This window comes from Pedobacter sp. MC2016-15, from assembly GCF_026239695.1.
Lineage (GTDB): Bacteria > Bacteroidota > Bacteroidia > Sphingobacteriales > Sphingobacteriaceae > Pedobacter.
Map to the genome: position 1 here is coordinate 99,286 of NZ_JAPIVS010000002.1, position 15,071 is coordinate 114,356.

At 43.0% G+C, this 15,071-nt stretch carries 15 protein-coding genes; 3 read left to right on the forward strand and 12 right to left on the reverse strand.

The genetic code is table 11. The features are described from left to right. Positions 1-166 precede the first annotated feature (166 nt). On the forward strand, positions 167-2,752 hold the full coding sequence (locus OQY15_RS05170; protein WP_265788573.1) for a phosphoenolpyruvate carboxylase: 2,586 nt from the start codon (positions 167-169) through the stop codon (positions 2,750-2,752). A gap of 51 nt (positions 2,753-2,803) precedes the next feature. On the opposite strand, the gene OQY15_RS05175 is transcribed toward OQY15_RS05170, so the two are convergent. From OQY15_RS05175 to OQY15_RS05195, 5 genes are all read right to left on the reverse strand, one after another. Beyond that, positions 2,804-3,388, reverse strand: a complete 585-nt coding sequence (locus OQY15_RS05175) for a carboxymuconolactone decarboxylase family protein (RefSeq protein WP_265788575.1) — start codon at positions 3,386-3,388, stop codon at positions 2,804-2,806. Positions 3,389-3,471: 83 nt separating this feature from the next. Then, positions 3,472-4,017: a peroxiredoxin gene (locus tag OQY15_RS05180; RefSeq protein WP_265788577.1), complete on the reverse strand. Its 546-nt coding sequence runs from the start codon at positions 4,015-4,017 to the stop codon at positions 3,472-3,474. A gap of 115 nt (positions 4,018-4,132) precedes the next feature. Then, the gene (locus tag OQY15_RS05185; protein WP_265788579.1) at positions 4,133-4,945 is read right to left on the reverse strand and encodes a hypothetical protein; all 813 of its coding nucleotides are present in this window, start codon (positions 4,943-4,945) and stop codon (positions 4,133-4,135) included. A gap of 10 nt (positions 4,946-4,955) precedes the next feature. Further along, on the reverse strand, positions 4,956-5,495 hold the full coding sequence (locus OQY15_RS05190; RefSeq protein WP_265788580.1) for a heavy-metal-associated domain-containing protein: 540 nt from the start codon (positions 5,493-5,495) through the stop codon (positions 4,956-4,958). Between the two features lie 77 nt (positions 5,496-5,572). Further along, positions 5,573-5,971 carry a hypothetical protein gene (locus tag OQY15_RS05195; RefSeq protein ID WP_265788582.1) on the reverse strand — a complete coding sequence of 133 codons (399 nt, stop codon included), beginning with the start codon at positions 5,969-5,971 and terminating at the stop codon, positions 5,573-5,575. A gap of 56 nt (positions 5,972-6,027) precedes the next feature. Between OQY15_RS05195 and OQY15_RS05200 the strand changes: the two genes are divergently transcribed. Then, positions 6,028-6,798, forward strand: a complete 771-nt coding sequence (locus OQY15_RS05200) for an exodeoxyribonuclease III (protein ID WP_265788584.1) — start codon at positions 6,028-6,030, stop codon at positions 6,796-6,798. Here OQY15_RS05200 and OQY15_RS05205 read toward each other — a convergent pair. The 7 genes from OQY15_RS05205 to OQY15_RS05235 form a co-directional block, all read right to left on the reverse strand. Next, on the reverse strand, positions 6,795-7,361 hold the full coding sequence (locus OQY15_RS05205; RefSeq protein WP_265788586.1) for a 5-formyltetrahydrofolate cyclo-ligase: 567 nt from the start codon (positions 7,359-7,361) through the stop codon (positions 6,795-6,797). The genes OQY15_RS05200 and OQY15_RS05205 overlap by 4 nt on opposite strands. A gap of 86 nt (positions 7,362-7,447) precedes the next feature. Beyond that, positions 7,448-8,008, reverse strand: coding sequence for an elongation factor P (gene efp / locus OQY15_RS05210; RefSeq protein ID WP_265788588.1), 561 nt, complete (start codon positions 8,006-8,008; stop codon positions 7,448-7,450). 151 nt (positions 8,009-8,159) lie between these two features. Continuing rightward, complete coding sequence (locus OQY15_RS05215) at positions 8,160-8,777, reverse strand: ATP-binding cassette domain-containing protein (RefSeq protein WP_265788590.1); 618 nt, start codon at positions 8,775-8,777, stop codon at positions 8,160-8,162. A 9-nt stretch (positions 8,778-8,786) separates the two neighbouring features. Further along, the gene (gene lpxA, locus OQY15_RS05220; RefSeq protein ID WP_265788592.1) at positions 8,787-9,572 is read right to left on the reverse strand and encodes an acyl-ACP--UDP-N-acetylglucosamine O-acyltransferase; all 786 of its coding nucleotides are present in this window, start codon (positions 9,570-9,572) and stop codon (positions 8,787-8,789) included. After that, a complete protein-coding gene (locus tag OQY15_RS05225; RefSeq protein WP_265788594.1) occupies positions 9,569-10,981 on the reverse strand; it encodes a bifunctional UDP-3-O-[3-hydroxymyristoyl] N-acetylglucosamine deacetylase/3-hydroxyacyl-ACP dehydratase in 1,413 nt (470 codons plus the stop codon). Before OQY15_RS05225 ends, lpxA begins: the two co-directional genes overlap by 4 nt. Next, positions 10,971-12,053, reverse strand: a complete 1,083-nt coding sequence (lpxD, locus tag OQY15_RS05230; RefSeq protein WP_265788596.1) for a UDP-3-O-(3-hydroxymyristoyl)glucosamine N-acyltransferase — start codon at positions 12,051-12,053, stop codon at positions 10,971-10,973. The genes OQY15_RS05225 and lpxD overlap by 11 nt, the downstream gene beginning before the upstream one ends. 120 nt (positions 12,054-12,173) lie before the next feature. After that, positions 12,174-13,403 carry an HD domain-containing protein gene (locus tag OQY15_RS05235; protein WP_265788598.1) on the reverse strand — a complete coding sequence of 410 codons (1,230 nt, stop codon included), beginning with the start codon at positions 13,401-13,403 and terminating at the stop codon, positions 12,174-12,176. Positions 13,404-13,507: 104 nt separating this feature from the next. Between OQY15_RS05235 and OQY15_RS05240 the strand changes: the two genes are divergently transcribed. Then, a complete protein-coding gene (locus tag OQY15_RS05240) occupies positions 13,508-15,061 on the forward strand; it encodes a bifunctional response regulator/alkaline phosphatase family protein (RefSeq protein WP_265788600.1) in 1,554 nt (517 codons plus the stop codon). Positions 15,062-15,071 lie beyond the last annotated feature (10 nt).

Genomic DNA, 15,071 nt, shown 5'->3' on the forward strand with positions numbered 1-15,071 from the left:
TGCTGCTACACAACAAATGCATTATACTTTAAATGATTGAAAACCTTTCTGAAAGCAATTTAGATTTTATTTACCAGCAAACCAAAATAAATTTATTAACATTATTCTATAGATCTTACCGTCATTTTTCTTAGCTTCAGCGCGTAAAAATTTACCATTAGTAATCATGCAGAAACCAAGATTTACAGGTCAGAGAGAATCCATATTCAACAACGAGGTTGTTTCCAGATTCGAACTTTACAATAGCCTGTTCCTGACCCTCCCATTTTATAAGATCAAAGATACAGGTACTCTCCTGCCTCTTTTTATTAAATATTGTGAAGACGGAGTCAAGAATCAGAAGACGCCTGCCGAGATCATTAATGTCTTTTTTGAAAAATATACGCAGGCAGCTAATGCCAAGGATGTGATCGACTTACTGTTCAGGTTTATCCAGTATATCGAGCGTCAGGTGGTGCTTTTTGATGCAGTAGAAGACGCTTCTTTCACAAAATTAAATACAGCAGAAGGCCAGAGTTCTCTGAGGTCAATGTTGAAAAAGAGCGAATCCAGTGAAGATGTTTATCAAAAAACAGTGCAGCTGATTGAGGATCTTTCCCTGCGCCTGGTGCTTACCGCCCACCCTACCCAGTTTTATCCGGGCAGTGTGCTTTCTATTATTACTGACCTTACAGCAGCGATTAAGATCAATGACATTGTAAGTATCAACCAGCTTTTACAACAACTCGGAAAAACTCCGTTTTTTAATAAAACTTCACCTACACCGGTAGATGAGGCATTGAGCCTTTCATGGTATCTGGAAAATGTATTTTATTTCGCAGCAGCCAATATCCAGTCGGAAATTGACAGCAGTCTCGAAGAATATAACATCCCTACAAAAAAAGCAATCGAACTGGGCTTCTGGCCGGGTGGCGACAGGGACGGAAATCCTAATGTTCATGCTGAACATACGATGCAGGTGGCAAAAATGCTGCGTCAGATCCTCTTCCGCTGCTATTACAGGGATTTCAGAAAACTGAAACGCAGGATTACCTTCAGAGGGGTGGAAGAGGTGATTTACAAAGTACAGGATACCTTATATAACCACGCTTTTGATACCAATACCGTTCCGGAGAATATCTCAGATTTCCTGACTGAAAACCTGAACCTGATTAAATCTACCCTGATTGAATCTCATGACGGACTGTTTGCTGATCTGGTAGACGACCTGTTACGCAAAGTAGAACTTTTCGGAAGTCATTTCGCTTCACTGGATATCAGACAGGACAGCAGGGTACTGAGAGATGTTCATGCCTACTGCCGCCAGAGCAAACCTATTATTTCTCTTTTCCCCGAAAACTTTGATGAACTTTCGGAGACGGAGAAAATTGCCCAGCTTTCTTTTAAAAGTGCAAAAGTAATTTATGCAGGAGAAGGTACCCCGCTGATTAAGGATACTCTGCAAACCATCGCTGAGATCAAACAGATCCAGCAAAGCAATGGTGAGCTGGCTTGCCACCGCTATATTATCAGTAATTGCCAGCAGGCTTCAGACATCCTGCAGCTGATCGAACTGTTCTTATGGAATGGTTGGGAAGAAGATCAGCTGACGATCGATTTTGTTCCTCTGTTTGAAACTGTGGGCGATCTGCAGGTAGCAGCAGATGTCATGGATACTTTATATTCACACCCTTTCTACAGAAAACACCTCGAAAGCAGGGGCAACAGACAGGATATCATGCTGGGCTATTCCGATAGTACCAAAGACGGTGGATACCTCACTGCAAACTGGTCGATCTTCAATGCTAAGGTGGCATTAACTGCCATCTCAGAAAAACATAACATTCGCCTGGCGTTTTTTGACGGCCGTGGTGGGCCTCCTTCAAGGGGTGGCGGTAAAACACACTTGTTCTACGCCTCTATGGGCAAGGAGATTGCCAATAAAAACATCCAGTTAACGATACAGGGCCAAACGATCAGCTCTCAGTACGGATCTATAGACAGTGCCGGGTTCAACATCAGTCAGCTGATCAATGCCGGTATATCGGCTGGAATGAAGGAAAAACACAACATCCTGCTGGATCCCTTACACAAAGATATTATTAATGTAATGGCCAAAGATAGTTTCGACTCCTTTGTGAGCCTGAGAAACCACCCGCTGTTTATGGGTTACCTGGAGCGTTATTCTCCGCTGAGCCTGTTGTCAAAGATCACGATCAGCAGCAGACCGGTGAAAAGAAGCTCAGGAGCAAAACTAAAGCTGGAAGACCTGCGTGCCATCAGCTTTGTTACCTCATGGGGACAACTCAAACAGAATATTCCGGGATTCTACGGCATCGGTACTGCGCTTAAAAACCAGGAAGAAGCAGGAAACTGGGAAAATCTGCGCAAAACTTATCAGGAATCAGGTTATTTCAAAACGATCATCGACAACTGTATGATGTCTATGAGTAAGGCTGATTTCTCCATCACTGCACATTTTGCCAATGACCCTGAATTCGGGGATTTCTGGAAGATGCTGAATGCAGAATACGAGCTTTCGAAAGCATTACTGCTTAAACTTGCCGGTCATGAAACCCTGATGGAAAACTATCCGGTAGAAAAGAGATCTGTAGCCGTAAGGGAGAAGATTGTGCTTCCACTAGTACTGATCCAGCATTTTGCACTGGAGAAACTGCAGGAAGAATTAACTGAAGAAGAAGTACAGTCCTACCAGAAACTGGCAATCCGTACAGTGTATGGAATTGTCAATGCAGGCAGGAACTCTGCATAAAACAGAAAAGGCGCCCTAGAGGGCGCCTTTTTTTATGTTTGACAGTAAAGCCTAGTAAAGCACTTTACCAGCTGAAGTAACGATTGAAGCGATACGTACCGCATCAAATACGCGTTCTTCGGTAGCTCCTAAAGCCAGGATAGATTTCTCATGTGCATTTACACACATCTCACATCCGTTTACAGCAGAAACTGCCAGACTCATCAGTTCAAAAAACTCTTTACCTGTCACCGGGCTGCTCATTAACTGCATACGCACACGGGCAGGAATCTGGGTATATTTTTCTTTTCCTGTAAAATGACGGAAACGGTAGAATACATTATTCAATGCCAGCAAAGAGGCACATCCTGCAGCTTCAGCGATCTCTTCTGCTGTAGCTTCTTTTGCCAGAGCCTGTTTTTCAAAAAACTCCGTTAATACTTTATTATTGTTGTTCACCGCAATGCTCAATGCTACCAGGGCGCATTCTTTCTCTGACAAGTGTGCAGAGGTAAGTGTGCTGGTGAAGTTCAGTTTCAGGTCGCGTACATACCTTGAATTGCCTTTTTCAAGCAGGCCAATACTATCATTTCTGTAGTCAGCTTCCAATCCCACTACGGCTAAAAGCTCTTGTATAGTTTCTGTAATTTCGCTCATTTTATAATTTTTAGCTTGAATAATTGTCACAAAAAAAGCCCCTGCAAAATGCATTACAGGGACTTTTCGATATAATGGTTAGATTAAACTGTTAAAGTTGCTTCACCTTTTTCCCAGTTGCAAGGGCAAAGTTCGTCAGTTTGTAAAGCATCAAGAACTCTCAATACTTCTTTAACGTTACGGCCAACGCTCAGGTCGTTCACACTTGCCCAACGGATAATTCCTTGTGGGTCAATGATGAAAGTAGCACGGTAAGCGATTTTTTCATTTGGCTCAAGAATATCTAAAGCTTCAGCTAAAGATTTTGAAGTATCTGCAAGCATTGGGAATTTCAATCCGCGCAGGTCATCATGATTGTGTCTCCATGCCAAATGCACGTTTTCAGAATCTGTTGAAGCACCGATCAAAGTAGTATCACGGTCACGGAACTCACCATAATTAGCGTTAAATTCAGCAATTTCTGTAGGGCAAACGAAGGTAAAATCTTTTGGCCACCAGAACATGCAAGTCCATTGGTTGTTCTCATTTACCAAAGAATCAGAAGTTAATGTTTCAAACTCTTTTCCTTTTTCAATACTTACTACAGCTGTTTTAGAATACGCCGGGAATTGTTCACCTATATTAATCATATGTCTTTGAATTGTTTTATCTGGCGCAAAAATACGTCAATAAAGGTGTTTTGACAAGTGATCGCCATCATATAACACATAGTTAATATTGATGTCCTCATAGACAAAACCTATCCTACTTTAAAGCATTAAAAAAGTTAAACTCCGCCCTGATCAGGTACATGTTTTTGTTGTATCTGTTTTCCATTCCACCGGCAGCCTGAAACCTGTAACCCAAATCAATACGGGTCCGGCTGTTCAGGATCATCTGAATTGCAGGGGCGAAATCCACATAAGACCTTCCGTTTGCAGGATTGGTTTTACCCAGGATCTCGAAATAAACATTAAAATTAGGCTGGTTATAATTTTTGTAATGTACCGGCAGTACCAGGTATCCTGAAGATAAACTGTAGGCGATGAGTCCATCAGGACGCTGTGTCCCTTCCATTACGCGATCGTCCTGCACAAAAGCCTGCATATAACTCAGATTGGCAGACAGGGCCAGCTTATGCAGCAACTGCGTAGCCACAATCCCCGCCTGCGCCCCGCTGTTGTCTCCCTCCAGGTTGATGTCCTGCGTGAGCAGCGGTCTTTTGCTGGTGCTTAACCGTCCGTAGGCAGCCATCCGGAAATGGCGCTGGGATTCATCCAGTGATAAAAAGCGATACTTGGCATACACACTCCCCCCTTCCAGTCTGTAGTTGCCATCCATATCAGATAAAAAAGCCTGCCCGTGCAGCATCAGCTTTTTGTTAAAGCTCAGCATTAATTCGGGAATCGTTCTGTTCATCTTCTGACCACTGAAGATACCTTCATTAGTCAGGCGGATTCCCAGCGATTTGGCAGGCATATTACTTGCAGGCTCGGTAAAGACATAGAGCTCCTGCGCAGTAGCACGCAGGCCAAAGCCAAGCTGCAGCAGCAAGGCAGCTAAAAATACATATTTCATCTTCCCGGTCTTAAATGCTCAGGTGAACGATACGTGTAGTCTTACCATTTACCGTCCCGCGGCCACTTGAGTATGTATCCATTTTGAGCTGGGCAGCATTCTTTTTAAATGCCGAAGAACTGATGAAATCTTTATCCAGTATTTTTGCAGTGACAGCCCCGTTCAGGGTCTTGTTTTTTGCATTGGTAAATTTCAGCACAGTATGACCACTTTGGGCTAAACCAGCCTCGTCTATCACTGTCTGGTTAAAATTGAAGGTTGCATTAAGTTCCCCGATAGAGAATCCGGCATCCTGTACCTTATCCCTGATCTGGTCAACATTCACCTGCTGATCTTTTTTAAAAGTCAGCACAAAAATGTTCCTGTCAAGATCTGGCTTGATGCTTTCTATAAAGCTCAGGCTTCTCAAAGAGGTTTCAGTAGCTTTTGAGCACATAGAACAGGTTAATCCGTTTACCTGTAACTCTGCTTTTGAAATTTTTTGTGCAAAGGTTTGTCCGCCGGTTAGCACTACCGCTAAAAGTATGATGATATATTTGAAAGTCTTCATGATATGTTTTTTAGAAATTTGAAATAAATAAATTATTCCACAGGGATTCCTGCAGAAAAGCTCAATTCATTCCTGGTCTAATTTCTGAAAACACAATTGTACGCGTAGAGCGACACACGCGTGGATAAGGGAGGTGCTTTATTTTCTATCCTGCTGAATAATTTCGGCAAGACATTATCCAGTGCTTCCCATACAAGAGGGAAGAAAAACAACTGGATACTAAAGTTTTTTGGAAGACTGACAGCAGCGCCCGACTGGTGACTATCCTTAATTTTCGCATCAACAGCCGTATTTTTACAGCAATTGTCACTTTCCGCTTTTTTCTCCGCAGCCACACAGCCTTTGCATTTGGCCCTTTGCGTGAAGTGTACAGAAGAAAGGCTACCCCCACAAAAATGCAGGCTCAAGGCTACTCCTATTACACTTATCAGGTAAAAGGCGCACAATCCAAGGGCTATTTTTTGTTTCAGTTTCACTTTAGCAAATTTAACAATAAATTTCTAAGAATTACAATTCTCTGTAACTTAGCCCTATGAAAATTATCTCCTATAACGTTAACGGAATACGTTCTGCATCTACAAAGAACTTCTTTGGCTGGCTGCAATCAACCGATGCAGATATGATCTGTCTGCAGGAAGTGAAAGCATTGCCGGTGCAGATCCCAGAGATCATTGAACTGATTGAACAGCTGGGCTACCACCACTACTGGTTCAGCGCAGAGAAAAAAGGATACAGCGGAGTAGCTATTTTCAGCAAGATCAAACCCAATCATGTAGAGTATGGCTGCGGTGAAGAATGGATTGATAAGGAAGGACGCATTTTAAGGGCCGATTTTGACACTTTTTCACTCATGAGCGTATATCTGCCATCCGGATCATCCGGAGAGGACAGACAGGCTAAAAAATATGAATTTATGGAGTTCTTTGAGAGCTATATCAAAAAACTCAGAGTAAATACACCCAACCTGATCATTTCAGGAGATTACAATATCTGTCATACAGCGATTGATATCCATAACCCAAAATCAAATGCAAATTCATCAGGTTTCCTTCCGCAGGAAAGAGAATGGATGCAGCTTTTCCTTGACAGCGGCTTTATAGATACCTTCAGGCATTTTAATAAAGACCCGCATCATTACACCTGGTGGAGTTTCAGGGCCGGGTCAAGAGGCAAGAACCTGGGCTGGCGTATCGATTATCACCTGGCTACAGTACCGATGCTGCACCGTCTGCAAAACGTAACCATCCTGCCGGATGCAGTGCATTCTGATCACTGCCCTGTGCTGCTCGAAATTGAGGCTTAAACGCTGAAGTCGTAGATCTTGTCAGGGCTCAGACAGAGGTCGAGCTTTACATCATTTTCGTGGGTATCAGCAATGATATCCACGTTTTCAAAAAGGGATATACCAACTTTCAGGGCATCCAGCCCTTCCATAAACCTGTCATAAAAGCCCTTACCATAGCCTACCCGGTAACCCCTGCTGTCAAATGCAAGTAAGGGCACCAGCACCATATCAATCTTGCCGGTGTATTGCTCATCCAGCACCGGTTCAAGAATATTAAATAAACTCTTTTGCAGCTCCTCCTCTCCCTGGTAGGGATGATGTGTCAGTAAGGAAGTCCTGAAATCGGCTTTGGGAACGATAATTTTTATGGCAGGGAAATTCGCCTTCAGCCATTTGATAAAGAGAAAGGTATCTGGTTCATTTTTCTCTTCAATTGGCAGGAAAAGATGTATGGTATTGACATCCTTAAAGTTGAGTCGGGTAAATTGTAAGAGTAACTTTTCGCTGAGGTAGATGACCTGCTCAAAGGTCAAAGCTTTTCTGCGGGCTGTCTCCTGTTTTCTGATTTCCGCTTTAGTCATGACAACAAGGTACAAAAAAATAAGGCTTCGGGAACCACTCCGAAGCCAAAATCAACCTAAACCTAAAACTAAACTATGAAAAATTCTTATTTTACTCTTTCTATGTAATCACCGGTACGTGTATCAACCTTCACTTTATCGCCCTGGTTGATGAACATTGGCACCCTGATCTCCACCCCGGTTTCTACTGTTGCATATTTCTGCGCACTGGTAGAAGTATCGCCTTTAACAGCAGGCTCCGTATAAGTGATCTCCAGCTCGACACTCTGTGGCATTGACGCTACAATAGGTTCTTCACTTTCGAATGAGATAATTACGTTCATTCCTTCTTTCAGAAACTTTACAGCCTCCCCAAACAATGTTTTAGGAACGTTGTACTGATCAAAAGAAGTGACATCCATTACAACAAGGAAATCTCCATCCTCGTATAAATATTGGTAGTCGTTGGTTTCTACGCGACAAATCGTTACCTCTTCGTCAGTACGGAACCTGTATTCTACCAGTTTCCCGGTTTTAACATTCCGCATTTTGGCCTGGTAGAAAGCCCTTAAGTTACCAGGAGTACGGTGAAGAAACTCTTCTACCTGCGTCAACTCACCGTTGAAACGAAGGATATTACCGGTTTTTACTTCTGATGCTTTTGCCATTTTATTTGAAATTGTTGCTTTTAATCTCAGCGCCATTTCGTGCCGCAAAGGTAAAAACAATTTGTGAATCCTGCAATACTTATTTTAAAATTTATTTATAAATTGATTTTCAGACGAATAGATGACAATTCCGGGCAGTCCCGGCATAATATTAATCCTTATAATCCGTTATACTTATCAAATTTTCGCAAAAGGAGTACTCGGTTTCCTGGTTGGAGCCCACCAAAACCAGCTTTTCTGCGGTAAAATCCCTGATCAATTCATGATACCAACCTATTCCCTGCATATCCAGGTTAGAAGTTGGCTCGTCCAGCAGGAGCAGCGGCGCATCCGTACAGCAGGCGAGCGCAAGCTTGGTACGCTGTTTCATCCCTGAAGAAAAGTATTTCAGAGGTTTATCCTGAGATTTAGCCAGCCCCAGCAGATCCAGGACACCCGCAGCAGACAGACCCGGGTAGTAACTCTTGAATTTAAAATGAAATTCTATAGTTTCCTGCAGACTGAACTCCTCTACCAGATCAAGATAGGGGGCGGCAAAGCTGAGCTGTGTATAGATTTTTTCTACCGGGATGATATTTCCGTCGCTATAGGTGATACTTCCCTCAGAAGGCGCCAAACTGCCTAAGATTACACTTAAGAGCGTCGATTTACCTGAGCCGTTTGGCCCGAGTATGGCATATTTGCCGGCAGAATTAAACTGGTAGCTGAAATTTCTGAAAATCCACTCCTGGTTAAATCTTCTGCCGGCATCCTGTAAATCGATCGTCATCAATGATGATTAGCTTACTGTACCAAAACCTTTCATTACACCACGGTTAGAGTTGCGGATGAAGTCAACGATCTCATCGCGGATTTCCGTAGGTGCAAATTCGGCCTCTATTTTATCAAGGGCCTTCGTTACGTTGTTGTGTTTCACAAAAAGTACCCTGTAGATTTCCTGGATTTCGTTGATTTTCTCTGAAGAGAACCCACGGCGTCTTAATCCCACAGAGTTGATACCAGCATAGGAAAGTGGTTCCCTTGCCGCTTTAACGTAAGGAGGAACATCTTTACGTACCAGTGAACCACCAGTCACAAAAGCATGTGAACCCACTTTTACAAACTGGTGAATAGCTACCAGGCCTGCCAGAACAACATGACTGCCAATAGTAATATGGCCCGCCAGTGTAGTACTGTTTGAAAAGATACAGTGGTCGCCCACTTCACAATCATGTGCAATATGTGAATATGCCTGGATCAGGCAATTGCTGCCGATCACAGTTTTCCATTTATCCTTGGTACCCCTGTTGATGGTTACACACTCCCTGATGGTCGTATTGTCACCAATTTCTGCAGTAGTAACTTCTCCGGCGAATTTCAGGTCCTGAGGGACACCGGAAATCACTGAACCCGGGAAGATTTTACAATTTTTTCCTATCCTGGCGCCGTCCATGATGACAACATTAGATGCGATCCATGTACCGTCACCAATGACTACGTCTTTGTGAATGACTGAAAAAGGCTCAATAATTACATTTTCGCCAATTTTAGCGTCCGGATGTATATATGCTAAAGGTTGTATCATGATACGCGTTCGCTTTCTTTTACTTTTGAAATTTGTGCCATCATCTCTGCTTCCACAACAATTTTGTCTCCTACCATGCCCACACCTTTCATCTGTGCAATGCCTCTGCGGATCGGTTCCATCAGATCGCATCTGAAAACAATCGTATCACCAGGTAAAACCTGCGCCCTGAATCTCACTTTATCGATCTTCAGGAAATATGTCAGATAATTTCTTGGGTCCGGAACGGTACTCAGCACCAGTATTCCTCCTGTTTGAGCCATAGCCTCAATCTGTATCACTCCCGGAAACACCGGGGCGCCAGGGAAATGACCTTTGAAGAACTCCTCATTCATGGTCACATTTTTTACACCTACAACGTGCGTTTTTGATAATTCCAGGATCTTATCAATAAACAGGAAGGGCTGTCTGTGTGGCAGGATATCCATGATCTGCACCACATCATAAAGCGGTTTCACAGATGGATCATATACTTTCTGAACCTTCTTATTTTTTTCTTTTTTAATCGCTGCCTTGATTTTTTTAGCGAAGGCAACGTTTGCCGCATGCCCCGGACGTGCCGCCATGATATGACCTTTAAGGTGCATACCCACTAAAGCCAGGTCACCGATCATGTCCAGCAATTTGTGTCTTGCCGGCTCATTCTGGTAGCGCAGCTCCATATTGTTCAGGATACCCTGAGGTGCTACATCAATTTTCTCGCGGTTGAAGATCTTGGCCAGGTGGTCAAGTTCATCCTTGGTCACTTCTTTATCTACGATAACAATCGCATTGTTCAGATCGCCACCTTTGATGAGATTGTTCTGCAGCTGGTATTCCAGTTCGTGCAAAAAGCAAAAGGTACGGCAGGAGGAGATCTCTCCTTTAAACTCAGCAATGCTGGATATTACGGCATGCTGACTACCCAGTACCGGAGAATTATAGTCGATCATACAGGTGAACCTGTAGTCCTCCAGTGGCATAGCTACAATCTCTACCTTTCTGTCCGGTTCAGTATAGATGATATTATGCGGAATCTGGAAGTATTCACGGTCAACTTCCTGCTGAACCACACCTGCACTTTCAAGTGCCTCAACAAATAAAATTGCACTTCCGTCCATGATAGGTGTCTCAGGACCATCCAGTTTCATCAGGATATTGTCCAGATCCATCCCTACAAGAGAAGCCATTACGTGTTCCACAGTACTGATACTTGCCCCGTTTTGCGAAATTGTTGTACCTCTGGCCGTGTCCGTAACATTGTCACAGTCGGCATCCACAATTGGCTGTCCCGGAAGATCGATCCTCTGAAATTTGAAACCGTGGTTTTCAGGCGCAGGACAAAAAGTTAAGGTAACATTCGCTCCTGTATGCAGACCTACCCCCTGTACAGAAACTTCGCTTTTTATAGTTTTTTGTTTAACGTTCATTATTGTTGTGTGTGGTACTAACTATGCTGTGTTCGGAATCGCTTTTTAATTCGGCCTCTATTTTTGATATACGTTTTTCTATGTTCGGAAGTTGCTTAAAAAGCACTGAAGCACGCATCCAGTCTCTCAATGGCTGTGCGGGAGTACCGTGCCATTGCTTATTTTCCTGAGCAATGCTGAAATTAATTCCGGCCTGGGCACCAATCTGGGTACCATTTGCAAGGGATAAATGTCCTGCGATACCCACCTGACCACCTACAACTGATTTCTGGCCTACTTTACTACTGCCTGAGATGCCGGCCTGAGCAGCAACAACCGTATTTTCACCTACCTCTACATTATGCGCAATCTGGATCAGGTTATCCAGTTTCACGCCTTTTCTGATAAAGGTAGATCCCATTGTAGCCCTGTCAATAGCCGTATTTGCACCAATTTCGACATCGTCTTCAATGACCACATTTCCAATCTGTGCGATTTTGGAATAGCTACCGTCAGGTTGTGGTGCAAAGCCAAAACCATCACTGCCAATCACAGTATTGGAATGGATCACTACACGGTCGCCAATTACAGACCTATTGTAAATTTTCACACCCGGATGAATCGTATTTGCTGAACCGATTTTGGTGTCTGTGCCCACAAAAACCTGTTGTGAGATCTTTGTGTCATCACCAATCTCCACATTTTCAGAGATATAGGAGAACGCCCCGATAAAAACGTTTTTACCAATCTTTGCAGATGGATGTATAAAAGATGGTTCTTCAATACCCGACTTTACCATTGAAGCATTATACGCTTCATTATATTTTTCGAGCAAAACAGAAAAAGCACTATATGGATCTTTAACTTTCACCAGGGTACAGCTGACAGGCTGAGCAGGGAAAAAGTCCTGACCAACGATCACAACAGAGGCTTGAGTTGAATATATATAATGTTCGTACTTACGGTTCGATAGAAAACATAAGGCACCTTTTTTACCATCCTCTATTTTTGAAAGCTCTGAAACTGTAATGTTTTCATCCCCTTCAATCGTCCCGCTTAAAAAGTCGCTTATCTGCTTGGCAGTAAATTGCATTCTACAAAGTTAAATGTTAAATTGATATGAACAAATAATCCCCACACCCTAATTTTTTTAGAGCGCGCCTTATCGGAAACTAAAAACGGGATTATTATCAAATTATTTTGTTAAAAAATGCTAAATTATTCGTGGATAGCATAGTATATGTTTGGTAACAGTCTTATCCAATGATTCCAAGTTAGATAAATCCGAGGCTTTGGCAATATCTATGGTTTCATTATTTTTCATTAAAATATTAATTGTACTGTTTCCTTCACCTGTATTGTAGGCACGGTTGCTGATCACATCAGTAAAAACAAAGTAAGAAACTTCGTCCTGGTTAATATTCAGGCTGATTTCTGTGTTATCTTTGATAATCTGCATCCGGTTAACATCAGGACTACTGTTACTGATCTCTGTCTTCAGCAGCGTCCGGTTCACCAGCATGGTACACAAAAGCGAAAGCACCCGGTCAGGGTGATCCCGCCATACCTTAACAGAAGCAAAAATATCCTGGTCATCCAGCCGCGAAAACTGCAGTAAATGGATATCCTCTTCCAGAAAGCCTGTTTTTTTCACATCGTTTTTCAAAAAATGCTGCAAAGCAGGCGTTGCAAATAACTCCTCGCCCTTCTCCGCCAGATCTTTCGCCCTCTTCAGGATCTTTACCAGCAGCTGCTCCCCAGCAATCACGGTTTTGTGCAGATACACCTGCCAGTACATCAGCCGGCGGGCCACCAAAAACTTCTCAATAGAATAAATCCCCTTTTCTTCAATCACCAGATGGTCATCAGCCACGTTAAACATTTTGATGATCCGGTCAAAACTAATCACCCCTTCACTAACACCGGTGAAAAAACTGTCCCGGTTCAGGTAGTCCATCCTGTCCAGATCCAGCTGACTGGATATCAGCTGCTGCAGGAATTTCTTAGGATATTTACCGGTAAACACTTCTATCGCCGTGCTCAGGCGGCCCTGAAATTCATGATTCAATTTTTCCATCATCAGCATGGAAATATCTTCATGATGGATGCCTTTTACCAATGAATGCTCCAATGCATGTGAAAATGGGCCATGCCCGATATCATGCAGTAATATGGCTATGGTAGCAGCCTCCTCTTCTGTTCTGGAGATTTCCTGACCCTTGCTCCGCAGCACCTCAATTGCCAGACTCATCAGGTGCATGGCGCCCAGGGCATGGTGAAAACGGGTATGCAATGCCCCCGGATAAACCAGATGTGTCATCCCCAGTTGCTTGATATAACGCAGACGCTGGAAAAAAGGATGCGAGATCAGATCAAAGACCAGTTCAGAGGGTATATTGATGAATCCGTAAACCGGGTCATTTATGATTTTCTTTTTGTTCAATCTTTCGAAAATAAATTATACGGTACAAAAATTGCTATTTTTATCCGTACTTAAGAAAGAGATCTCTCTTTTTAAAGAATTATTTACACCTTATACATACAATAATGCAGGAAACCAAGATTCTCTGGGCCGACGATGAAATTAACCTTCTCAAACCACATATATTACTCTTAAACGAAAAAGGATATCACGTAACAACATTTACCAATGGTAATGATGCGCTTGAAGCCTTTGGGAAAGAGCATTTCGATCTTGTATTTCTGGATGAAAATATGCCTGGCATGAGCGGACTCGAAACGCTTTCTGCCATCAAAAATATTAAAAATGATGTCCCGGTTGTACTAATTACCAAAAGCGAAGAGGAAAACCTGATGGAAGACGCAATCGGGTCAAAAATTGACGATTACCTGATAAAGCCGGTGAACCCTAAACAGGTACTGCTGACGATCAAGAAAATCATCGATAACAAAAGACTGATCAGCGCCAAAACATCCATGGCCTACCAGCAGGATTTCAGACGGTTGGGAATGACGCTGAACGATAAACTCAGCTACGAAGAATGGGTAGATGTATACAAAAAATTAGTATTCTGGGAACTTGAACTGGAAAAGCTGGATGATCCGCAGATGCATGAGATTCTGACCATGCAGAAGTCAGAAGCCAATACCCAGTTTTCCAGATTTATTGAAGATCACTACCTCGGATGGGTAAACGGCAAGGGACAGGCGCCATTGTTGTCAAATGAGCTGCTCCGTAAAAAAGCATTCCCGCTGATCAACTCTACTACACCGGTGTTTTTTATCCTGATTGATAACCTGCGGTACGACCAGTGGAAGATCATCAACCCGCTGATTACAGAACACTTCAGACTGGATGACGAAGATATCTATTCCAGCATCCTGCCTACGGCAACACAATATGCAAGAAACTCGATTTTCTCGGGTCTGATGCCTCTGGAAATGGAAAAACGTTTCCCCTCACTGTGGCAGAATGATGATGATGAGGGCGGAAAGAACATGCATGAAGAAGCATTCCTGGCCGATCAGATCAAACGCAGTGTACGCAAGGACTGCAAATTCAGCTACCATAAAATCCTGACCTATGATGATGGTAAGGCGCTTACAGAGCAGGTAAATAACCTGATGCAGAATGAATTTAATGCCATCGTCTACAACTTTGTAGACATGCTCTCCCATGCCCGTACCGATATGGCGATGATCAGGGAGCTGGCAAATGATGATGCCGCCTACCGGTCGTTAACCTTGTCCTGGTTTGAGCACTCTCCTTTACTGGAATTACTGAAAAAACTCTCGCAGAAACAGGTGAAAATTGTCATCACCACTGACCACGGAACTATCCGTGTAAAACATCCGAGCAAGGTGATTGGCGACAGAAATACGAATACCAACCTGCGCTATAAACAAGGCAGAAACCTGAATTACAATGCCAAAGAGGTATTTCTGATTAAAAACCCTCATGAAGCGCAATTGCCGAAGATCAATATCAGTTCAAATTATATCTTTGCCAAGGAAGACCGTTATTTTGTTTACCAGAACAACTACAACCAGTTTGTAAACTATTATAACGAAACCTTCCAGCATGGCGGTATCTCTCTGGAGGAGATGATCATTCCTGTAGCTACCTATAGTTCACGTTAGTAAAGGCATA